This is a genomic window from Acinetobacter sp. YH12086 (assembly GCF_013419345.1).
GTDB classification, from domain to species: domain Bacteria; phylum Pseudomonadota; class Gammaproteobacteria; order Pseudomonadales; family Moraxellaceae; genus Acinetobacter; species Acinetobacter amyesii.
In genome coordinates this window covers 120,685-143,588 of sequence record NZ_VPAF01000008.1, presented here as the reverse complement: position 1 = coordinate 143,588, position 22,904 = coordinate 120,685, and the positions used below count along the sequence as shown (strand labels likewise).

At 40.4% G+C, this 22,904-nt stretch carries 16 protein-coding genes and 3 tRNA genes; 8 read left to right on the top strand and 11 right to left on the bottom strand.

Going from position 1 to position 22,904, the window contains the following annotated elements; genetic code table 11:
- Positions 1-46: 46 nt before the first annotated feature.
- From hutU to lldP, 9 genes are all read right to left on the bottom strand, one after another.
- Positions 47-1,720, bottom strand: coding sequence for a urocanate hydratase (hutU, locus tag FTU29_RS10800; protein ID WP_180024180.1), 1,674 nt, complete (start codon positions 1,718-1,720; stop codon positions 47-49).
- Between the two features lie 212 nt (positions 1,721-1,932).
- Positions 1,933-2,547: a HutD family protein gene (locus FTU29_RS10795; protein ID WP_180121784.1), complete on the bottom strand. Its 615-nt coding sequence runs from the start codon at positions 2,545-2,547 to the stop codon at positions 1,933-1,935.
- Positions 2,544-3,287, bottom strand: a complete 744-nt coding sequence (gene hutC / locus FTU29_RS10790) for a histidine utilization repressor (RefSeq protein WP_180121783.1) — start codon at positions 3,285-3,287, stop codon at positions 2,544-2,546. The genes FTU29_RS10795 and hutC overlap by 4 nt, the downstream gene beginning before the upstream one ends.
- Positions 3,288-3,673: 386 nt before the next feature.
- Positions 3,674-3,763: transfer RNA gene (locus FTU29_RS10785), tRNA-Ser, on the bottom strand.
- Positions 3,764-3,850: 87 nt separating this feature from the next.
- Positions 3,851-5,887: an NADPH-dependent 2,4-dienoyl-CoA reductase gene (locus FTU29_RS10780; protein ID WP_180121782.1), complete on the bottom strand. Its 2,037-nt coding sequence runs from the start codon at positions 5,885-5,887 to the stop codon at positions 3,851-3,853.
- A 182-nt stretch (positions 5,888-6,069) separates the two neighbouring features.
- On the bottom strand, positions 6,070-7,761 hold the full coding sequence (gene dld, locus FTU29_RS10775) for a D-lactate dehydrogenase (protein ID WP_180121831.1): 1,692 nt from the start codon (positions 7,759-7,761) through the stop codon (positions 6,070-6,072).
- A 321-nt stretch (positions 7,762-8,082) separates the two neighbouring features.
- Positions 8,083-9,237 (bottom strand): FMN-dependent L-lactate dehydrogenase LldD, encoded by a 1,155-nt coding sequence (gene lldD, locus FTU29_RS10770; RefSeq protein WP_078192909.1) that lies wholly within the window; start codon positions 9,235-9,237, stop codon positions 8,083-8,085.
- A gap of 2 nt (positions 9,238-9,239) precedes the next feature.
- Positions 9,240-9,983 (bottom strand): transcriptional regulator LldR, encoded by a 744-nt coding sequence (gene lldR, locus FTU29_RS10765; protein WP_078189144.1) that lies wholly within the window; start codon positions 9,981-9,983, stop codon positions 9,240-9,242.
- Positions 9,984-10,015: 32 nt separating this feature from the next.
- Positions 10,016-11,683 carry an L-lactate permease gene (gene lldP, locus FTU29_RS10760; RefSeq protein WP_180085832.1) on the bottom strand — a complete coding sequence of 556 codons (1,668 nt, stop codon included), beginning with the start codon at positions 11,681-11,683 and terminating at the stop codon, positions 10,016-10,018.
- A 618-nt stretch (positions 11,684-12,301) separates the two neighbouring features.
- On the opposite strand from lldP, the gene argG reads away from it, so the two are divergent.
- Positions 12,302-13,645 (top strand): argininosuccinate synthase, encoded by a 1,344-nt coding sequence (gene argG / locus FTU29_RS10755; protein ID WP_078192912.1) that lies wholly within the window; start codon positions 12,302-12,304, stop codon positions 13,643-13,645.
- A gap of 83 nt (positions 13,646-13,728) precedes the next feature.
- On the opposite strand, the gene FTU29_RS10750 is transcribed toward argG, so the two are convergent.
- Positions 13,729-14,985, bottom strand: coding sequence for a diguanylate cyclase (locus tag FTU29_RS10750; protein ID WP_180121781.1), 1,257 nt, complete (start codon positions 14,983-14,985; stop codon positions 13,729-13,731).
- Positions 14,986-15,136: 151 nt separating this feature from the next.
- On the opposite strand from FTU29_RS10750, the gene pyrC reads away from it, so the two are divergent.
- The 6 genes from pyrC to FTU29_RS10720 all read left to right on the top strand — a co-directional run bounded on the left by pyrC (position 15,137) and on the right by FTU29_RS10720 (position 21,771).
- Positions 15,137-16,171, top strand: a complete 1,035-nt coding sequence (gene pyrC / locus FTU29_RS10745; RefSeq protein ID WP_180026810.1) for a dihydroorotase — start codon at positions 15,137-15,139, stop codon at positions 16,169-16,171.
- A complete protein-coding gene (gene rnt / locus FTU29_RS10740; RefSeq protein ID WP_078192915.1) occupies positions 16,156-16,815 on the top strand; it encodes a ribonuclease T in 660 nt (219 codons plus the stop codon). The genes pyrC and rnt overlap by 16 nt, the downstream gene beginning before the upstream one ends.
- A 20-nt stretch (positions 16,816-16,835) precedes the next feature.
- A tRNA-Glu gene (locus FTU29_RS10735) sits at positions 16,836-16,911 on the top strand.
- A gap of 201 nt (positions 16,912-17,112) precedes the next feature.
- On the top strand, positions 17,113-19,650 hold the full coding sequence (locus tag FTU29_RS10730; protein ID WP_180121780.1) for a TonB-dependent receptor plug domain-containing protein: 2,538 nt from the start codon (positions 17,113-17,115) through the stop codon (positions 19,648-19,650).
- Positions 19,651-20,062: 412 nt separating this feature from the next.
- The gene (locus FTU29_RS10725; RefSeq protein ID WP_180085821.1) at positions 20,063-20,215 is read left to right on the top strand and encodes a hypothetical protein; all 153 of its coding nucleotides are present in this window, start codon (positions 20,063-20,065) and stop codon (positions 20,213-20,215) included.
- A 128-nt stretch (positions 20,216-20,343) separates the two neighbouring features.
- Complete coding sequence (locus FTU29_RS10720) at positions 20,344-21,771, top strand: amino acid permease (RefSeq protein ID WP_078192919.1); 1,428 nt, start codon at positions 20,344-20,346, stop codon at positions 21,769-21,771.
- A gap of 156 nt (positions 21,772-21,927) precedes the next feature.
- Here FTU29_RS10720 and FTU29_RS10715 read toward each other — a convergent pair whose 3' ends face one another.
- Positions 21,928-22,620 carry a hypothetical protein gene (locus FTU29_RS10715; protein WP_180121779.1) on the bottom strand — a complete coding sequence of 231 codons (693 nt, stop codon included), beginning with the start codon at positions 22,618-22,620 and terminating at the stop codon, positions 21,928-21,930.
- Positions 22,621-22,726: 106 nt separating this feature from the next.
- On the opposite strand from FTU29_RS10715, the gene FTU29_RS10710 reads away from it, so the two are divergent.
- Positions 22,727-22,802: transfer RNA gene (locus FTU29_RS10710), tRNA-Glu, on the top strand.
- Positions 22,803-22,904 lie beyond the last annotated feature (102 nt).

Here is a 22,904-nt window from a genome sequence, read left to right as displayed (position 1 = left end):
CATCAGGAGAGAGTTGAGATGAATCAGCAGTTGTCCTTTTTACGGCTTAGCCAGTAATCATCGGCAGATTTAAGCCCTGTTCTTTTGCACAGTCAATTGCTATATCATATCCAGCATCTGCATGGCGCATTACACCTGTCGCAGGGTCATTGGTTAATACACGTGCAATACGTTCAGCTGCTTCATCGGTACCGTCACAGACAATCACCACACCTGAATGCTGTGAGAAGCCCATCCCTACACCACCGCCATGATGCAATGATACCCAAGTTGCACCGCCGGCTGTATTGAGCAAAGCATTCAGTAATGGCCAATCTGATACTGCATCTGATCCATCTTGCATCGATTCAGTTTCACGGTTTGGACTAGACACAGACCCCGAGTCTAAGTGGTCACGGCCAATCACCACGGGTGCAGATAGTTCGCCTGTACGTACCATTTCATTAAATGCCAAGCCAAGTTTTGCACGCAGGCCTAGACCTACCCAGCAAATACGCGCTGGCAAACCTTGGAATGCGATTCGTTCACGCGCCATATCTAACCAATGATGCAAATGCTCATCATCTGGAATCAGCTCTTTCACTTTTGCATCAGTTTTGTAGATGTCTTCTGGGTCACCAGAAAGCGCAGCCCAACGGAAAGGACCAATACCGCGGCAGAATAATGGACGAATATAAGCAGGTACAAAACCAGGGAAATCGAATGCGTTTTCTACGCCTTCTTCTTGCGCCATTTGACGGATATTGTTGCCATAGTCAAAGGTTGGAACGCCCATTTTTTGGAAGTCCAGCATCGCTTGAACATGAACAGCCATAGATTGCTTCGCGGCTTTTACCACTGCATCTGGTTCAGTTTGCGCGCGTTCACGGTATTCTTCCCATGTCCAGCCAATTGGCAGGTAACCATTTAATGGGTCATGCGCACTGGTTTGATCCGTCACCATGTCTGGATGTACACCGCGGCGTACCAGCTCAGGTAAAATTTCTGCAGCATTGCCATGCAACGCAATTGAAATGGCTTTCCCTTCTTTGGTATAGCGCTCAATACGTGCTAAAGCGTCGTCTAAATCGGTTGCTTGCTCATCTACATAACGGGTACGTAAACGGAAATCGATGCTGGCTTGCTGGCATTCAATGTTCAAAGAACACGCGCCTGCCAAAGTTGCAGCCAATGGCTGTGCACCGCCCATACCGCCTAAACCTGCTGTTAATACCCAACGTCCTGTTAAGTCACCGTTGTAATGCTGACGGCCTGCTTCTACAAAAGTTTCATAAGTACCTTGCACAATGCCTTGGCTGCCAATATAAATCCATGAGCCTGCTGTCATTTGACCGTACATCGCCAAACCTTTGGCATCCATTTCATTAAAATGCTTCCAGTTTGCCCAATGTGGTACTAGGTTTGAGTTTGCAATTAATACACGCGGTGCATTTTTATGGGTTTTGAACACCCCTACTGGCTTGCCAGACTGAACTAGCAAAGTTTCGTGGTCTTCTAAATCTTTTAAAGTTTCAACAATTTTGTCATAGCATTCCCAGTTACGCGCTGCACGACCAATCCCGCCATACACCACCAATTCTTTTGGGTTCTCTGCGACATCTGGATCCAAATTATTCATCAACATGCGTAGCGGCGCTTCTGTTAACCAGCTTTTTGCATTTAACGTTGTACCGCGAGGGGCGCGAATTTCTACATCACGAAATTTTGTAGTTGTTGTCACCGTTGGACTCCTTCCATTCAACAATCTGTTTTTCTAATGACATTCCTTCAGCACTAATACAAACATGTGCTTACTTGTATATACATGTACATATAATATGCATGTCTACCGATCTTTGAAAAGACCTCACTATTGAAAAAAGTGAAATTAATATATAAACGAATGTTTTAATTGATTTTAAAGTTTGATGACTTTAGTTGTAGTATGAAAATTTATGCGATATATTTGGCATTTTTAAAGACGTCAACTGAATAAAATAGCTCAATGAAACAGCAATCCTTCGCTGTATCTTGTGGTAATTCGATCTTTAATGTTTCATCTTGATTGGCAATTTTTAGACATTCAAATGCTGCCAAATGATACATTTTTTCATGAATGGAAATCTGTAACTGATCTGCCATATTAAAGATCAGGATGTCTTGTGCTGCAGATAAAACCGTCTGTTTTTCACACCCTGCCATCCTCTGCATACGTGGCCTTACTTTTTGTGCATTGTAAATCAGGTTCAAGTCACGAATGGGCCCATCGATTAATTGGCAAAATACTGCTAACTCGCCATCAAAGGCAAATAAGTCACGTGTGCAAACTTCGACATGTGATTGCTTGGCAATTTGCAGCCGCATTCCAGCACCAGATAGCGTAGAAATAATGCGCTTTTTCCCTTCAAAATAAGAAAAATCACCATCATTTTCCACATCCGCCATAGACACACGCCAATCAAAATCATCTTTAGCTAAGCTAGATTGACGTGCAATTTCAAAGGTAAAACCTAAGCCATTCTTCCATGGCATTTTTTGATAATCATGCAGCTTCAATACTTGAATCATTGCACGAATTTTCCTTCCAAATAATAACGGCTGCCCGGATACGTTAAGCGCGCACTAGAAATTAATTGTTTATTTGACCACGTACGGCGACGTATAAGCAGACACGGCTCTTGTTTGGTAATTTTCAGCCATTTGCATTCCTGCGCATTGGCTAAAACGGCTTCTACTATGTGTTCACCTTCATTGACCGGTGCCTGCGCCATTAAATAGGCATTGGGGGTAAGCTTGCTAAAGTCCTGCTGTAAATAGTCAGGGATTAATGCTGCATTCACCAAACGGTCTTCAATTTGTACAGGTACTTCATTTTCATAATGAATAATGATGGAATGAAAAAGTGTCTCGCCTTCTTTGGTTTGCATAAACAAGGCTTGCTGCACATCCGCCTGTACTTTTTCTAGTTTTAGAACTTCAGCACGATGAATATGGTTCCGTGCCACAATTTCATCTGCAATATTATGAATTTGAAATAAGGCCGAATGACCTTGGCCTTCTGCGACAAATGAACCCACACCTTGTACGCGTACCAAAACTTTATCAGTAGTCAACTCACGTAAGGCACGATTGACCGTCATACGGCTACAATTGAGTAATTTGACCAATTCGCTTTCAGAGGGAATTTTGTCATTTACTTTCCATTCACCGCTATAAATTTTGCTTTGAATGTACTGCTTCACCTGAGCATAAAGCGGTGATGGCGCTTCTATCCCTTTTGTTGCTTCTAAAACTGAATTTGATAACATCTGCTTCTCTTCAATCACAATCTTTATTTATCTTTAGATCAACAATCTTGCAAAAGTAGATCTAATATGATTTCTAAGATAACTACATTAAAACATTAGAATAAAGAGCAGTATAAGCCAAAATCAACTTGTATATACAAGTATTTTAATTCATCTTTAAAATAAAGAAATTGACCTTGAATCTAACTCATCTTTTATAAACTTAACTAAAGTCATTTCATCTTAATTATTTCTTATCGCCTGCCCAGTTTTACCCCAAATATTCCAATATCGAGTTTTTACAGCTCCCTTTATATTCTTTGACAACTTTTGTATATAAATTGCTTTTATTCAAAAAATTTTCACAAAAAAAAGCCCCTGTATCACTACAGGGGCTTTTTTGAATTTGGCGGAAGCGGTGAGATTCGAACTCACGGAGGACTCGCGCCCTCGTCGGTTTTCAAGACCGGTGCATTAAACCGCTCTGCCACGCTTCCATGTGCGCCATAATACGGAGGTTTTATTCATCTGACAAGTAAAAATTACAACTAAACCATTCAAATGAATATTGTTTCGCCAAATCCTTAAAGTTTAGCCGCAAGCTCCGCACCTTCACGTATTGCGCGTTTCGCATCTAACTCTGCTGCTAGTTTTGCACCACCAATAATATGGTAATTGGCAAGGGTTTTCTCACCCTGTTCTGGCATCAAATGCTTTACCGATTCCTGACCTGCACAAACGACAATCGTATCTACACGTAATAATTGATCATGCCCTTCATATTCAACCCAAAGACCTTCATCAGTAATGGCTTTGTATTGAACACCACGCAGCATACGAACCGCATTTTTCTTTAATTGTGCACGATGTACCCAGCCTGATGTTTTACCTAACCCAGCACCAATTGCAGTTGTTTTACGTTGTAATAAGTAGATTTCACGAACAGGAGGTTCGAGCTCAGCAGCCTGCATACCACCTTCTGTTATGTAGTTTGGATTTGGATCAACACCCCACTCCCGCTGCCAATCCGCTAAAGGCATTGGTTGTGGCTGATGTGGTGGTTTGAGTAAAAATTCAGATACATCAAAGCCAATGCCGCCTGCACCAATCACAGCAACTTTATTGCCCACAGCTGCGCCTTTCAGCACTTCTGCATAAGACAAGACATTCGGTGCATCACTACCTTCAATTTTTAAGCTGCGAGGAACCACACCTGTTGCAATAACAACTTCCTCAAACCCTTCACGTTCAAGCTGTTCACGGTTTACACGCGTATTTAAACGCAAATCCACACCCGTTTTTTCGATTTGAACTTTAAAGTAGCGAATCGTTTCATGAAATTCTTCTTTGCCGGGAATGACTTTTGCCAAATTAAATTGACCACCCACCTCTGCACCAGCTTCAAATAATGTCACCGCATGGCCTCGGCTTGCTGCAACCGTTGCAGCAGACATGCCTGCCACACCACCACCGACGACTGCAATGCGCTTCGGTTTTTTGGTCTTTAAATAAACCAATTCAGTTTCATATGCCGCTCGTGGGTTGACCAAACACGTCGCACGCTGATTTTTAAAAGTATGATCTAAACAGGCTTGGTTACAGGCAATACAGGTATTAATTTCATCGACACGGTTGGTCGCCGTTTTATTTACCCAAAACGGATCTGCCAAGAATGGACGTGCCATTTGCACCATATCTGCCTTGCCTGAAGCTAAAATTTCTTCAGCTGTATCTGGCATATTGATACGGTTGGACGCAATAACAGGGATCGCAACATGTTTTTTGACTTCAGCGGTATAGTCCACAAACGCTGCGCGAGGCACTGAGGTTACAATTGTCGGAATACGTGCTTCATGCCAACCAATCCCCGTGTTCAATAACGTCACACCTGCAGCTTCCAATGCTTTAGCAACAGTAATGACTTCTGCCATGGTGTTCCCATCATGAACCAAATCGAGCAATGACAAACGGAAGCAGATAATAAATTTCTCACCCACTTCAGCACGTATCGATTTCACAATATCAACTGCAAGGCGCATACGATTTTCAATTTCACCGCCCCAACGGTCTGTCCGTTGGTTGACATGACGGCTTAAAAACTGATTCAGCAAGTAGCCTTCTGAACCCATGATTTCAACACCATCATAGCCAGCCTTATGTGCAAGGCTTGCCGTTTTGACATAATCATCAATGGTTGAAAGAATTTGTTTGTCCGTTAATTGACGTGGTTTAAAAGGTGAAATCGGAGATTTAATCGGACTTGCTGACACTGCAAAAGGCTGATAGCCATAACGCCCAGCATGCAAGATTTGCATTAAAATTTTGGCACCATGTTTATGTACTGCATGGGTCACCAAGCGATGTGGAGCAATATCACCTAAAGTATTCATGGTACCGCCAGCAGGTAACAGCCAACCTTGACGGTTTGGCGAAATACCGCCTGTAATAATCAGGCCGACACCACCTTTCGCACGCTCACCAAAATAAGCCGCAAGCTTAGGATAATTATAAAAACGATCTTCCAGCCCACTATGCATGGACCCCATCACGACACGGTTTTTAATCGTGGTAAAACCCAAATGTAAAGGCTTTAAAATATTTGCATAGCTAGTCGTTGTCATGCTGAATCCTTATTTTGGCTTTGCAACTTGTTGCATAACACTTTAGCGGTTTTTTTATATTTTGGGATGACAATTTAGAAAATATTCTTCGCCTTTATGGTCAATACCTCCGGATATATTAATCCTTTAACCATAAAAAAAGCCGTGTACTTTCACATCACGGCATGTTGTTTTTAAAAGCATTATTTCCAATGTTTCAGCTTGCTGGTTTGTCCAATTCCGACATTAAAACTATTAGTCGGATCCAGTTTTTGATAATGATTTTTTAATGCAGGCTTCGCCACATACAAATGCCCAACATTGTGTTCCGCAGGATATTCAGCGCCACGATCATCGAGTAAATGCCACATTGCATGTTCCATTGCCAAAGGATCTACACCTTTTTTCACAATATAATCTTGATGAAACACATGGCAGAGGAAATGACCATAATAGAGTTTATGGATAATTTGCTCATCCATGGCTTTCGGTAAAGTTTCCACCCATTCTCGATCATTGCGACGTAATGCAATATCCAGTGCAACAATGTCTTCCACTTCTGAACGATGCGTGTCACGATATCGAATGGCAGCACCTGCCACCGCAAAGCGATGTAAAAAAGCCTTACGTCCTTCTTCATCCGTACATTTAAAATAATTGCCTGAGGTTTTGTCTAAAAAATACGTTTTCAAATACGCATCAACTTGATCAACATCCTGATTTTCAATACGAATCATCAAATGATGTTCATATAAATCACGGAATTCATTCATCCGTTTTGGCAGATGATTCGGCATAAATTTAGTAACGAGTTGTAAAATTTTATCTGACAAACCTCGCAAGCCCAGTTTTTCTAAATAGCCATCGACTTTATCTTTCATGGCAAAAGCAGCAGGAACTTTTGCGGTGCCGAATTTTTCAATAAATACAAAAGAATCTTTGCCATATTCAGCCCCAATATCGTATGCCTTGCGATGAATGTACTCACCCGCAATCGGGAGGCGTGCAAGATCTTTTAATAGAAAACGACGAATTTCTGTTAAATCATCTTGCGAATTGGTTCCCACATAAAACACCTGACTAGGAATTTTTTCAAAGGTATCTAAACGTACTGCAAAGACGCAGACCTTACCCGCTGAACCTGATGCTTCAAATAGTCGACTCGGATCTGCATTAAAACGTGCAGGTGTATTTTCATCGACTTGTTTAACATCATGTGAGTAGCGTTTATCTGATGCACAGCAACTTGAATTATTCACAATATCATTGATTTGATAATTTTTATTTTCCAGCGCTGTGAGGATTTCTTCAGGCGTATTGCCAAGATTGACACCTAGATGATTGACCAACTCTAACTCACCTGACTCATTCACTTTTGCATACAGTGCAAGCTCTGTATAGGCAGGACCGCGGCGTACCAAAGCACCCCCTGAGTTATTGCATACGCCGCCCAAAACCGATGCCCCAATACACGAAGAACCAATCACCGAATGAGGTTCACGATTATATGGCAGCAAATCTTTTTCAAGTTTGTCTAATGTCGCACCCGGTAGACAAATCACTTGCTTGCCTTCATTAATCACTTGGATGCCAACCAAACGACGAGTACTTATCAGCACCACAGGACGGTCATAGTCATCACCAAAAGGCGTTGAACCACCTGTCAAACCGGTATTGGCGGCTTGCATAATCACAATACAATTTGCATCCACAGCCGCTTGCAACACATGCCATTGCTCAAGTAATGAGCCCGGTGTAACCACAGCCAATACTTTTCCTGCACCGTAACGGCGACCTTGGCGGTATAAACGTGTGTCTTTATCTTCAGTTAGAACATGTTGCTTACCGACGATGTTGATAAGGTTTTGAATGGTTTGTGATGATTGAGTTTGCATGCTCGTAGAATTTTCCATTTTCAATTTTTTCTCTCCTCGCTAAAGAGGAATTGCATTGTTGTGCAATGAAAAAATATTGATTTAAATAATTTTAAACAACGTAGGTTTATTTGCACATATCAAAAGTTTTTAGTCATTGTTATTAAAATCTATAATGAATATCCCTTCTCCCTTAGGGATGAATAGCAATGCTACGCAAGAGGGTTAGAAGAATTATTCAATAAATACCTCTCCCTAACCCTCTCCTACAAGGAGAGGGAACTTTCATTTTTTAATTTTTTTTGATGACGAATAACTTTCCCAAGAGATCTATTCAAAAAATCACCCAGCCAACTCTTTCTCTAACTTCACCAAACAATCAGATGTAATATCCGCAATGGTTTTTGCACCTGTTAAGGTCATCGCAACACGCATTTCTTTATCAATCAGTTCTAGAAGATTTGAAACACCCTCACCACCTGCTGCACCGAGTGCATAAACAAATGCGCGACCGAGCATACAGGTATCTGCACCCAAAGCCAGCATACGCACCACATCTAAACCATTTCGAATACCTGAGTCAGCAAGAATTTTAATATCGCCTTTTACTGCATCTGCAATTGGCGGTAATGCACGCGCTGATGATAAAACCCCATCGAGCTGACGGCCACCATGGTTTGACACCACAATGCCATCTGCACCAAAACGCACTGCATCTTTGGCATCTTCAGGGTCAAGTATGCCTTTAATGACCATCGGGCCATCCCAAAATTCACGAATCCACTCAAGGTCTTTCCATGAAATTGATGGGTCAAAGTTATTGCCCAACCAGCCGATATAATCTTCTAGACCTGTTGGTTTGCCCAAGTATTTAGAAATATTCCCTAAGTCATGCGGACGACCTAATAAACCCACATTCCACGCCCAATGTGGGTGGAAACACGACTGCATATAACGACGCATGGCTGCATTTGGGCCACTCATCCCTGAGTGCGCATCACGGTAACGCGCGCCCGGAACAGGCATATCCACGGTAAACACCAAAGTTGAACAGCCAGCTGCTTTGGCACGTTCTAAAGCATTTTTCATAAAGCCACGGTCACGTAGCACATACAACTGAAACCACATGGGACGCTGAATCGCTGGCGCCACTTCTTCAATTGGACAAACTGAAACGGTAGACAGCGTAAATGGAATGCCCTTTTTATCTGCGGCAACGGCTGCTTGAACTTCGCCGCGGCGTGCATACATCCCTGTTAAACCCACAGGTGATAAAGCCACAGGCATCGATAAGGTTTCATTAAACAGTTGGGTTTCTAGACTCAGCTGTGACATGTCATTCAGCACACGTTGACGCAACGCTATTTTTGATAAATCTTCTACATTACGCTTTAAGGTATATTCGGCATACGCCCCGCCATCGATGTAATGAAATAAAAATGGCGGTAAACGACGACGTGCCGCTTCACGGTAGTCATTGGCAGAAGAAATAATCATGCTTATATCCTGTTTAATCGACTGGCACGCTGACGTCGAGCTTCTTCTTCATCAATCATACGCACCTGTTGTACTACAAACTCAATGTGTCCACAGACTGCTTTACGTGCAGCTTCAGGATCACGACGTTCAATTGCATTCATGACTTGAAAGTGCTGATCATGCAATTGATCAAATCGGTGTGCTTCGCTATAAACTTTGCGACGACCTAAAACGACATTAAATTGCAACAGATCAAATAGACCACGCATCATCTGAATCAACACTAAATTATGTGATGCTTCAGCAATTGCTAAATGAAATTTGGCATCTGCACGCGCTGCTTCATCGTCATTGCCTAAAGCCTGAAAATGATTGATCTGATCATAATAATGTCGGATATGTGCCAAGTCCTCTGCTGTAGCACGTTGTGCCGCATACCATGCGGTACCACCTTCTAAAATAATGCGCGCCTCTTGCACATCAAAACGGTAGGCAGGGTCTTCACTAATCAAACTGCTGATGGGCTGCACAATTTGATAACTCGACCAAGTCGCAGGTAATTGCTTTAAAAAAGTCCCCGCACCGACTTTACTGACCAACACGCCCATGCTGGTCAATTGAGAAATCGCTTCGCGTAAAGAGGTGCGTGAGACGCCAAGTTGTTCACACAGTTTCCGTTCAGCAGGCAGACGATCTCCAACTTGCATATTGCTTTCTTCAATCAATACACGAAGACTTTGAACAGTTTTATCAGAGACTTTCATCTGCTTTCCTTAACGTTGTTACACAATGCGTGTTATGGAATCATCCAAGGGAACACATAAGCTTGTAGGGTGATTAAAATCCCCATCATGATTGTGAACGTTATACTGTGTTTTACGGTAAAACGGAATAAATCAGACTCTTTACCTACCAAGCCAACTGCCGCACATGCAATTGCAATTGACTGCGGAGAAATCATTTTTCCAGTCACACCACCACTGGTATTGGCAGCAACGAGTAATACTTCTGGCACACCAATTTGCTGTGCAGTGGTTGCCTGTAATGCAGCAAATAGTGCATTGGCTGACGTATCTGAACCCGTTAGAAATACACCAAGCCATCCTAAAAATGGCGAGAAAAAAGTAAAGGCTTGACCTGTATGCGCAAGTGCTAATGCCAATGTTGCTGACATCCCTGAATAGTTGGCGATAAATGCAAAAGCCAAGACCATCCCAATCGAATAAATTGGAATTTTTAATTCATTAATGGTTTCACCAAAGGTCACTATCGCGTCTTTCGGCTTCATTTTTAAGAAAATAATGGTAATGATCGCAGCAATGACAATTGCCGTACCTGTTGCCGAAAACCAATCAAATTTATAGATGGCATCGTAGTCCTTCATTTCAGGTACGACAGGTGGCATCTTTTGAACCAATTGATGTAAAAATGGCACTTTGATCGAAATAACCATGTCATGCAGCGCGCCATCTTTGGTAAATAAATCCTTAAACGGTTTAATACTCCAGATCGTAACCATCACCGTTAAGATCGCAAATGGCGACCACGCTTTTGCAATTTGACCTAAGCTATATTTTTGCTGTTTTTGTGCAGCAACATCTTCACTCATCGTCGCATCTTGATCTGCAAAGCGGAAAATATGTTTAGGCTGCCAATATTTAAATAAAATCGTTAATGACACTAAAGAGGCAATCGCCGCGGTAATATCTGGTAATTCAGGACCGACAAAGTTCGAGGTTAGGTACTGTGCAATCGCAAAGCTACTCGCGCCAACCACAACTGCAGGCCAAGTTTCCTTCACACCGCGCCAGCCATCCATAATCGCCATAATCCAAAACAGTACAATCGGTACCATAAATGGCAGCTGTCGACCAACCATCTGACTGATTTCCATCGTATCAACACCAGACACTTGCCCAGCAACGATAATTGGAATACCCATCGCACCAAAAGCCACTGGCGCAGTATTGACGATCAGACAAAGACCTGCCGCATATAAAGGCTTAAAGCCTAAACCTACCAATAGTGCTGCAGTAATCGCCACAGGGGCACCAAAGCCCGCCGCACCTTCGAGGAAAGTACCGAAAGCAAAGCCAACTAACAGCATCTGTAATCGTTGATCTTCAGTAATGGAAAGAATCGAAGAACGGATGATGTCAAACTGCCCTGTTTTGACTGAAATTTTATACAGGAACACTGCACCAATAATGATCCATGCAATCGGCCATAAACCATAGAAGAAACCGTAGACCATCGAAGCCAATGCCATAAGCGCAGGCATGTCATAGGCAAATAAAGACACCAAAAGTGCCAGTACAACGGTGATCGTACCTGCCACACTGCCTTTTAAACGAAATACAGCAAGCGCCAAGAAAAAAAAGATAATCGGAATGAGCGCAATTAAACTTGATATCCATATATTCCCCATTGGGTCATATATTTGCTGCCATTGAAGCATTGTCATCTCCTTGAAATGCTTACTAAGATTTAATTATTGAGCAATATCAGCATGTGGTCTTTTCTCATTGGTATGACCAACACAAGAATCAAAGACATAAAAACTCATACAATTGCTGAAATACTCCGCAATTTTTAATTATTTCAACTCAATTATTCAAGCTTTTCTTGTTTTTGGTATGACCAATATAAAATACAAAAACATTATTTGTCCGTTTAAAAACATCCATATCAACTTTTAAATAATTGTTTTGTAGTTATTATTTATGAATAGATTTTATAAAATATACTTTAGTCTAATAACCAAGCTTTGTTTGACCTCAGTCTCATTTCAATTGGAAGTATAAAAACCAAATCAACACCATATTGGTATGACCATTTATTAAAATCAAATAGATTTCTTTATATTTGCAACCTATTTCTTTCAGAAAATGCCTTTTCCGCCCGCAAAAACTGGATGAAGTATTCATCAATAGATTTCAACGATCATTTTTTTCTACCTCATCGCTTGTATCTCATGATTTTTTAGAAAAACCGTGCAGAAAAGTGCTACAATCGCGCACATATATGTATTCTTTCAGGCCACCCATTCTCGGTGCCTATATTTATATCGTTAGGATTAACAATGACTGATAATGCAACTATCTTGCAGAATGTCCCAGTTGGCAAAAAAGTTGGTATTGCCTTCTCTGGTGGTCTAGATACTTCAGCTGCGCTTTTGTGGATGAAACAAAAAGGTGCGGAACCTTATGCTTACACAGCAAACTTAGGTCAACCTGATGAAGACGACTACGATGCGATTCCAAAAAAAGCGGAAGCGTATGGCGCAGTTAAAGCTCGCTTAGTTGATTGTCGTTTACAACTTGCTTTAGAAGGTATTGCGGCTATTCAATGTGGCGCTTTCCACATTTCAACTGGTGGTATGCCTTATTTCAACACGACTCCTCTTGGTCGTGCAGTTACAGGTACGATGCTTGTAACCGCAATGAAAGAAGATGACGTAAACATCTGGGGTGACGGTTCGACTTATAAAGGTAACGACATTGAACGTTTCTACCGTTATGGTCTATTGACTAACCCAGCACTTAAAATTTACAAACCGTGGTTAGACCAAACCTTTATTGACGAATTAGGTGGCCGTGCAGAAATGTCACAGTTCCTGATCGACAATGGTTTTGACTACAAAATGTCAAAAGAGAAAGCGTACTCAACTGACTCAAACATGTTAGGTGCGACTCACGAAGCAAAAGATCTTGAATACCTTAATGCGGGTATCAAAATCGTAGACCCAATCATGGGCGTTGCGTTCTGGAAAGATGACGTAGAAGTAAAAGCTGAGGAAGTTTCTGTAACTTTCGAAGAAGGCTTCCCTGTTGCATTAAATGGCAAACGCATCGAAAACCCAGTTGAGTTCATTCTTGAAGCTAACCGTATCGGTGGTCGTCATGGTCTAGGTATGTCTGACCAAATCGAAAACCGTATCATTGAAGCAAAATCTCGTGGTATCTACGAAGCTCCGGGTATGGCACTTCTTCATATTGCTTATGAACGTTTAGTGACTGGTATTCATAACGAAGACACCATCGAACAATACCGTATTAACGGTCTGCGTTTAGGTCGTCTTCTTTACCAAGGTCGTTGGTTCGATTCTCAATCATTAATGCTTCGTGAAACTGCGCAGCGTTGGGTTGCTAAAGCAATCACTGGTACTGTGACTTTAGAACTTCGTCGTGGTAATGACTACACTATTCTAAACACTGAATCTCCTAACCTCACTTATGAAGCTGAGCGTTTAACTATGGAGAAAGGTGACTCTATGTTTAGTCCTGCTGACCGTATCGGTCAATTGACTATGCGTAACCTGGATATCACAGATACTCGCGCTAAATTAGGTATCTACACAAACTCTGGCTTACTTGCAGTAGGTACAGGTTCTGCAGTGCCTCAATTAAAAGACAAAAACAAATAAGATTTGTTAAGTCATAAAAAACCGCGCAGCTTGCGCGGTTTTTTTATTGCCGATTTCAGAAAATTACACTGACAAATTAAACATTAAGCCACATGCGCTGAACGAATCGATTGATAGTAAATTTGATTCCGTCCGAGTTGTTTTGCACGATATAAAGCCTGATCAGCGATCGTCAATAACTCTTCCTTGGTCAACATCTCCGCACGATATACGGTTATTCCCAAACTGATGGTGACATGGTTGGATACCAAAGATTTTGCGTGTGGAATCTCTAAACGATCGATTGCTTTATAAATATTTGACGCTACCGCATAAGCACCATGCGCATCGGTTTCAGGCAATAAAACCACAAATTCTTCACCACCATATCGCGCTACAAAATCCATATGTCGAATGGCATTTTTAATGGTTTTGGCAATGGTTGAAATTACATCATCGCCTTTTTGATGACCGTAGAAATCGTTATAGTTTTTAAAATGATCAACATCGATAAACAGCACAGCAAGCGAGGTGTTATTACGTCGAGATTGCTCATAAAAGGTATCGAGCATTTCATCAAAAGTACGTCGGTTTGAAATCTTGGTTAATTCATCATGCTGACTTAAATGTAAAAGCTCTGTGGTATGAATACGATGGATTTTTTCACTAATATCCGCGCGCAGCATATTCAAAAATATCATCCGTTCACGCGCACAGAGCATCTTACTGATTGCAAAACCCAATACACAGCTTCCAATCAGTACACGCCCCAACACCATCACATCAAATTTCACTTCTAATGAAAAAAGCATCAACATGGTGACCACAGCAGCCAACAATCCAGACATCAACATTTGGACTGGTTTAACCCCCGTCAAAATATAGCTCAAGATGTAAATCATACAAAGGATCATCATGGCCTGATGTTTAAGTGCTTCGGTATACACGGTCATGGTGAGCCAAGACATTGAAATAACAGCCCAAAACACTACAAACATACTGGCATGTGAAAAATAAGGCTTCAGACGGTCATAACGGGCAAAGGTATATAAAGCCAAAAGACACAGCGCACCATTGAGCTGACCGACCAAACAACGAATAAAATCATGCACAAAATGCTGTTGATCAATAATCCAGTAATCTCCGGGAATGATCAGCATCGTGAGCACAAAGTAGATCAACACTCCCATCCAAAAAAAATGACGTATGTTGGTTTGCGCACGATCGAGGCTTAAAGTCCAAAATTGAGTTTCCAGTTTTTTAGGAAACATTTCCCCTACACGACGAGTTTGCCGTGTAATCAGTTCCTCTATTTTTTCTTTATCGTATTGCAACTTTGCAAGGTTATACTTGTATTCCATTTCCAAGCATTTATCTAATTCTTTTAGTCATTTAAAAATACCACAGTTTTATTCTTTATTTATATCTGTTCAGTCATTTGTACAGAAATCTCGTTACCATTTTCACATTATTTGCATTATCATTTGTTTTATTTCCAAGCTTGGAATCGCTGTGAATACGATTACTCTTCTTCAGCCAGATGATTGGCATGCACATTTACGTGACGGTCTAGCCCTAAAGCGTACAGTTCCTGATTTAGCACAACAATTCTCTCGCGCGATTTGTATGCCAAACACCGTACCACCGGTAAAAACCGTTGAAGAAGCAAATGCATACCGTGAACGTATCATGGCACATGTTCCTGAAGGCGTTCATTTTGACCCGCGCATGGTGCTCTATTTCACAGACAACACCCCAGCGAGTGAAGTTAAAAAAATTAAAGAATCTGAGCATGTTAATGCCATTAAGCTCTATCCAGCAGGTGCAACCACGAACTCAGACAGTGGTGTCAGCGACATTAGTAAAGTCTATGGTGTGATTGAGCAACTCGAAGAGCACCAAGTGCCATTACTCTTACATGGTGAAGTGACGCATAACCATGTCGATATTTTTGACCGTGAAAAACGTTTCCTAGATGAAGTGCTATCTCCACTGTTAAAACAGTTCCCTAAATTAAAATTGGTGCTAGAACACATCACCACAAGTGAAGCTGCGCATTTTGTATTAGAACAAGACCGTAATGTCGCTGCGACAATCACACCGCAACATTTATTGTTTAACCGTAATGATATGTTGGTGGGTGGTATTAAACCGCATTTCTATTGCTTACCGATTTTAAAACGTCAAACCCATCAGCAAACTTTGCTCGAAGTCGCGACCAGTGCGAACCCTAAATTTTTCTTAGGTACAGACAGTGCGCCGCACTCAAAAAATGCTAAAGAAAATGCATGTGGCTGTGCAGGATGTTATAGTGCACCAACAGCAATTGAGCTATACGCTCAAGCATTTGATCAAGTCGGTAAAATCGACCGTTTAGAAGGTTTTGCAAGCCACTTTGGTGCAGACTTCTACGGACTCCCTCGAAATACCAATACCATTACCTTGGTAAAAGAAGATCAAATGATCCCTGAAAGTTTAGACTATTTGGATGGCGAAAAAATTATTCCGTTGTATGCGGGTAAGACCATCCAATGGAGAAAAGTGTGACAGATGAAACTCGACCAGTCATTGGTCAACGTTTCCGTGGATTCCTACCTGTTGTTGTCGATGTCGAAACAGCAGGTTTTAATTCACAGACCGATGCCTTACTGGAAATTGCAGCTATTCCTATTGTGTATGATGCAGAAGGTAATTTTGTACCGGGTGAAGCCCACCATGCACATATCAATCCGTTTGAAGGTGCCAACCTTGACCGTCGCTCACTGGATTTTATTGGTGTAGATCCATTTAATCCGATGCGTATGGCCATGGCTGAAGATGAGAAATCAGCATTAAAACGTATTTTTAAGTCAGTGAATGAAGTACGTCGTCAACAAAACTGCACTCATGCTGTTTTAGTTGGTCACAATGCACATTTTGATTTAGGGTTTGTACAGGCAGCTATTGCACGTACAGGAACAAAAAATCAAAATCCTTTCCATAGTTTTTCCGTATTCGATACAGTGACATTGAGCGCTGTAATGTTTGGACAAACTGTGCTGGCAAAATCATGTATTCAAGCTGGTATTGAGTTTGATGGTAAAGAAGCACACTCTGCACTTTACGATACTCAGAAGACCGCTGAACTGTTCTGTTATATTTTGAACAAACTCGGCCCTCACCTACTTGACACTATGATGGCGGATCAATAAGATACCGCCATCTTCTAAACGTCCCTATCGTCTAGAGGCCTAGGACATCGCCCTTTCACGGCGGTAACCGGGGTTCGAATCCCCGTAGGGACGCCAATTCTTATTCAGACTTTCTCCAAGCTGAATATTCAAGTCTATTGAATACACATCACCATCTCTTCTGATTATTCAAAATTTTCATTGAATTCGCTGTGTATTAAAAAATCACTTATTGCAAATAATTCTCATTTCTATTGATTATTCCTGTAAAGTTAATGATAATCGCTATCGTTTTTATCTGCATAATTGTTGACAGCCATGCGCTTTGCCTATTCTCCCCTTAATATCGCAATTTTGACTGCTTTAGCATCTCAAACGTATGCAAATGAAAGCCAGATCTCCGAAGAAATCAAAACCAATACGGTGTCGATGACACCTATTGAAGTTGAAGTCAAAGCCAAGCCAGAAGTAGGTAAAACCATCTACACCAAAGAAGATTTAGAAAAAACGCCGAATAGCTCTAAAAACATCACTGACTTTTTAAAAGTTAATCCAAATGTGCAGTTTAGCCGTGAACAACGTTCTGCAGATTCACAGGCTGAGCTACGACCATCCGAGATATCTATTAATGGCGCGCAAACTTACCGAAATAAATTTGTAATTAACGGCGTCAATACCACCAATAACCTTGACCCTCTGGCAAGCGGCAACTCCTATTCAGGCAAGCTTGATGGTGGCTCACAAGGGATGGCCCTAAATACCGATTTAATTTGTAAATTAGAATTGATCGATAGTAATGTTTCTGCAGCATACGGCGAATTTACAGGTGGTGTAGTTAATGCTGAAACTTGTGCCCCAAATACTGAAATTGGCAAAATCCACGGCTCCGTTACTTACGACTACACGGAAAGTGATTGGTCACGTTATCATTTTACCGATGAAGAAGAAGCTGCAGAGTTTGAAGATCCAACATCATCAAATAATAAAGAATATAAAAAACACGGCCTAAGCCTGAATCTATACAGCAAACTCTCTGAACAATGGGGCATCAATAGTTATGCCTCTAAACGTGAATCCATCGTTCCAGTAATGAGTGGTTTAGAAGATCGCAGTAAAGTCAAAAGCGAGCGTAATAATATCAACTTAGGGACTACCCTTTTTTACACACCTTTGGATACAACCAAAGCGAAGTTTGGCTTTGATTTAGGGGATTTGGACAGTCTAAATTTCGTTGATAAGCGAATAAATTCAAAAAGTATTAGCAGTACAGAAACGCTGACATTTTTTGGTGAATTAGAAAGTAAACTCAATAATTCAACATTAAAACAAAATATTAGCTATCAAACGCTAAGCCAAGCACGTGAAAATGATTCAACTACCGGCATTCTTTGGAAGCAAACACCAACTAAAAACTGGAGTTCCAATCCTGGTGAAGGTGCCACAAGTAGTGATATTGAATTACACCAAGATACATTTTCGTATAGTCTAAAAAATGCGTTTGATACCGTTCAGATTGGCAACAGCATGCAACAATTAAGCTTTGGTATGGGCTATGACTATTCTAAAGTTGCATGGGAACGACCTAACGATGCCTATATGTATAATCAGCCTAAGACTTTTACATCTAGTTCAGGCATTAGCTGTACGGCAGGTGATATTCTTTGTGATGAAGCAACGGATGAAAATAACTATCAAGGCCAATATCAAACAAATGGCAAGCATTATCAAAAAGGTAAAGTTAATATTGACCAACAACGTGTGCATACCTTCATTGAAAACACATCGACTTGGGATAATTTTTCAGCGCGTTTAGGTTTACGTGCAGATTATGATAGCTTGTCGAAAAATTTAAATATTGCACCTCGTACTGCCTTTAACTATAAACCGCTAAAAAATGATCTTTTGTCCTTTACTACGGGATGGAATCGATATTATGCAAACTATACCTTAGCCACTGAACTGCAAGATCAACTTGCATTTTTGGAATACAACTTAAAACGCACAAAAAATCAAACTGAAGACTATTGGACTCAAACTGGGTTATCAGATTTAATATTAGCTAATTCCAATATTCAACGTGCCAATTTAAAGACCCCTTATGCTGACGAAATTGTGTTTGCCATTAATAGCCAAGTTAAAAACTGGAACCTTGGTCTGAAATGGGTGAATCGCGATAGCAAAGATGAAATCACAAAAAATCGTTTTATTGATCCAACAACCAGCAATACCATCGATCATTTTGAATATAGTAATAGTGGTAAAGCAAAAGCTGACATTTACACACTCACACTCAGAAATACGCTGCCAGTCGTATATAAAAACTCTCTGCACGGGTTTAACTTTGGCTTTGATTACACTGAATCAGAAAAAAATTATTTAGACTATTCTGAGTCATATAACGTTAACAGTAATACGGCTGCTGAAGATCGCGATATTATTTTTAACGGCAGCCTCATCCAATTTAATGAACGTCCTGTTGAAAATTTCAATCAGCCTTGGACTGCTCGTTTTGGTTGGGACATTGAGTTTTCAAATTTACCATTAAAGATTAATAACTTCTTAAGCTACAAATCTGAATATAAAGATACGTATAAACTAAAAAACAAAGTTGAACATGATGGTGTCCTGTTGGAAGCCTATGCTACAGATACGATTAGACCTCGATTTAGTTGGGATATGCGTACCACTTATGATTTCAATTTCGCTAAAGATTACAAAGCAATATTCGGTTTAACCATTAACAATATTACCAATCGACATAATATCTATACCACCCCAGGTATTAGTGAGTCGACCAACAGACTTAGATCTGAAATTGGGCGACAGTTCATTGCTGATGTCACATTTAAATTTTAAACTTCCCCTATCAAGAGCGCCTAAAAATGCTCTTGATTCATTTTCAAATAGAATAAAACATGAAAAAAATAATCTTACTCTTTGGCCTGTGCATAGTATGTCTCGGTATCTTCATCTACATTTTTAGACCCGAAGCCAGCCTACCGATAAATCATTCAAATACTGTTGAGTAGGATCAATCATACAAATCAAACAACATCGCTTTAACCCAAAAAATTTTAAAACTGGGTGTCGAGCCAAATGCCTCAACCATTACGATCATGCAACAACGGAACTTTAAACAACACTACCCTGACATCTACCAAGTCATCCTGTCCAATCTAGAACAGAAAAACCGTAAACTTTAATTAATTACAGCCTGACTGGTTTTGTTTATACTTCAGCTTGATCTATTTTGATGTAAGAATACCCTATGTTTAAAAAGTTGCTCTTGGTTTTAGCCATCTTATTTCCATCTGCACTCTATCTGTATATTGTGAGCCGCGATGACAACAAAGCCCCTGTAGCTGAACAAATTCAAGTACCTGCAACTTCTGAAGCTGAGTATCAAACTCCTGACCATTAATCCAATGGTCAGTGCTAAAGATTTAAATTTTAGATCAGTATTATTACATTATAAGAAAAATTCGATTTATTAATCATTTCACTGCATTCAATCATAAAATATACCTTTCGTTCAATTTTCTTTTCACTATGCAATCTCCCTCTGAACCTTCGCAACACTCGTCTGCTGAAGGTAAAAGTCCATCGCTTAAACGTGCGATGACGACTCGACACCTTGTGATGCTCTCACTTGGTGGTGCAATTGGTACTGGTTTGTTTATGGGTTCAGGTGAAGTTATTTCACAAGCTGGGCCTTTGGGCGCTGTACTTGCCTACATTATTGGCGGTCTAATCGCCTACATGGTTATGCTCTGTTTGGGTGAACTTGCCGTACATTTACCTGTTTCTGGCTCTTTTGGTGCTTTTGCGACAAATTATATTGGCCCGGGTACCGGCTATATGGTGTCTTGGATGTACTGGTTGGGCTGGTCTGCCACCTTAGGTACAGAATTTACTGCGGCGGCTATTTTGATGCAGGAATGGTTTCCACAAACCTCTATTTGGTTATGGACACTGATCTTTGCAGCTGGCGTACTGATCTCTAATTTAAGTTCTACACGTGCGTTTGCAGAGTCAGAATTTTGGTTATCCATGGTGAAAGTTGCAACAGTGTTGATTTTCATCATCCTTGGTTTTGCCTGCATCTTTGGTTTCGTGCCTTTCCAAGGCTATGAATCAGCTCCAATGTTCCACAATCTGACTGAACATGGTTGGCTGCCAAATGGTTTGTTCCCACTGTTTGCCACGCTATTGATCGTCAACTTTGCCTTTAATGGTACGGAGATGATAGGTATCGCTGCAGGTGAAACTGAAAACCCTGAAAAGAATGTGCCTAAAGCCATTCATGCTGCGGTATGGCGCTTAATCATTTTCTTTGTCGGCACTATTATCGTTATCAGTTCACTGTTGACCTATACCGATGCAGGTTTAAATGTCGGCGGACATGGCGGCTTAAGTAGTAGCCCATTCGTTTCCGTATTTAACCTGATGGGCATTCCCTATGCAGAAGACTTAATTCGTTTCGTCATTATTACGGCTTTACTGTCTACAGCTAACTCTGGTTTATATGCTGCATCACGTATGATGTGGGCGCTGTCCGCACAAAAACAATTACCACGTGCTTTCGGCAAATTAAGCAAAACAGGTGTGCCTTATATTGCTGTATTGGTCACTATGATCGGTGGTTTACCGGGTCTATTGTCAGAACAATTTGGCGCAGATGTCATTTTCAAGAACTTGATGGGGGTTGCCGCTTTCACCATGGTGATCGTCTGGATGAGTATTTGTTGGAGTCAATTTAACTTCCGTCGCCAATGGCTGAAACAAGGTCATAGCGTGTCAGAACTTAAATTCCGTACACCATGGTTCCCGCTGGTTCCAATTCTTGGCTTTGTCTGCTGTACCGCAACAGGCTTAAGTATGGCTGCAGATCCTGAAATGCTTTCAGGCTTTATTGGCTGTCTGATCTTTATGGCAGCATGTTATGCAGGTTATTATTGGTTATATCACGATAAATAAAATAGTTAAGGTGGCTCATTAGCCACCTTTTTTTATAAAACTATTTCTCTTCCCTATGAGAGAAAAATTAGGGTTTCCATATAAATTCAAAAATGATTTGTGGGAGCAGTTTAATCCACAAAAACCACTGTACAAATTATAATTTAAGGAAATAGTTCAACTGCTTTTCGTCAATGAGTTTTTATCCTCGCTCAACACCAAGATATAATCCCATACTTTCAACTCTAATGAGTCCTTTTCGGATTTTGCCCCCTTAGAAACATTAGCTAAAAGACACGCAGCTACTATTGCTAGAAATATTTGGATAGATACTCTCAAACTTGTATTAGATATTAATTCAACAAAAGTAAAGTTAAAAACTATTAATGAAAGTGGCAAAAGCACCCGACTTGAATTCATCTGTTTTTTAAATTCAGGAAAATCACGATTAATAACCAATAAATCTTGTTTGTCTTTACTCCACAACATTGGCTCAAAACATACATCCAATTTTTTTTCTAATTTTTCAAGTTCTACATCATCACTAGACAACTGATATCTTCGAACCTTTAAGATTAAATATAATTTAAAAAAGCTCTGGATATCTAAAAAATAATGAGAATTATCTAAAGATTTAAGGTGATTATACGTAATTCTACTTTCCCCATCTAAATCCCTAAATAAAAGTTCATCAATAATTCTTTCAAACTCTGATTTACTAATATACGAAGAAAAATTATTTGTATAAATTTCAAACCAATGCAAATAATTCAATAAAACTATATAGAATCTTTCATGGACTTTGCCCACATTAAATTGATTGATTTCAAATAAAATTCCAGAAATAAACTCATTAAAATTATTTTTCATTAAAAAAATTCTGTTTTTGTTTCATTTATATACATTTAGAATATAACAATGAAACTCTATTTTGACAAATATAGATGGGCTATGTACTATACACCCACCTCAAAACGTCCCTATCGTCTAGAGGCCTAGGACATCGCCCTTTCACGGCGGTAACCGGGGTTCGAATCCCCGTAGGGACGCCAATTCTTCTGTCAGCTCTGACAAACTTAAAGTTTATTTATCTATAATTTATATTAATTGATTGCATCATCATTGCATTCTTCTCTACAATTACTCGCTTCATT

Excerpts from the sequence above, each read along its gene's own strand:
- argG (WP_078192912.1), top strand. The coding sequence starts at position 12,302 with ATGACTGATAATGCAACTATCTTGCAGAATGTCCCAGTTGGCAAAAAA.
- rnt (WP_078192915.1), top strand. The coding sequence starts at position 16,156 with ATGGAGAAAAGTGTGACAGATGAAACTCGACCAGTCATTGGTCAACGT.
- FTU29_RS10725 (WP_180085821.1), top strand. The coding sequence starts at position 20,063 with ATGTTTAAAAAGTTGCTCTTGGTTTTAGCCATCTTATTTCCATCTGCA.
- FTU29_RS10780 (WP_180121782.1), bottom strand. The coding sequence starts at position 5,887 with ATGACAACGACTAGCTATGCAAATATTTTAAAGCCTTTACATTTGGGT.
- hutC (WP_180121783.1), bottom strand. The coding sequence starts at position 3,287 with ATGTTATCAAATTCAGTTTTAGAAGCAACAAAAGGGATAGAAGCGCCA.
- FTU29_RS10730 (WP_180121780.1), top strand. The coding sequence starts at position 17,113 with ATGCGCTTTGCCTATTCTCCCCTTAATATCGCAATTTTGACTGCTTTA.
- lldR (WP_078189144.1), bottom strand. The coding sequence starts at position 9,983 with ATGAAAGTCTCTGATAAAACTGTTCAAAGTCTTCGTGTATTGATTGAA.
- FTU29_RS10795 (WP_180121784.1), bottom strand. The coding sequence starts at position 2,547 with ATGATTCAAGTATTGAAGCTGCATGATTATCAAAAAATGCCATGGAAG.
- FTU29_RS10750 (WP_180121781.1), bottom strand. The coding sequence starts at position 14,985 with ATGGAATACAAGTATAACCTTGCAAAGTTGCAATACGATAAAGAAAAA.
- lldD (WP_078192909.1), bottom strand. The coding sequence starts at position 9,237 with ATGATTATTTCTTCTGCCAATGACTACCGTGAAGCGGCACGTCGTCGT.
- FTU29_RS10720 (WP_078192919.1), top strand. The coding sequence starts at position 20,344 with ATGCAATCTCCCTCTGAACCTTCGCAACACTCGTCTGCTGAAGGTAAA.
- dld (WP_180121831.1), bottom strand. The coding sequence starts at position 7,761 with ATGCAAACTCAATCATCACAAACCATTCAAAACCTTATCAACATCGTC.
- lldP (WP_180085832.1), bottom strand. The coding sequence starts at position 11,683 with ATGACAATGCTTCAATGGCAGCAAATATATGACCCAATGGGGAATATA.
- FTU29_RS10715 (WP_180121779.1), bottom strand. The coding sequence starts at position 22,620 with ATGAAAAATAATTTTAATGAGTTTATTTCTGGAATTTTATTTGAAATC.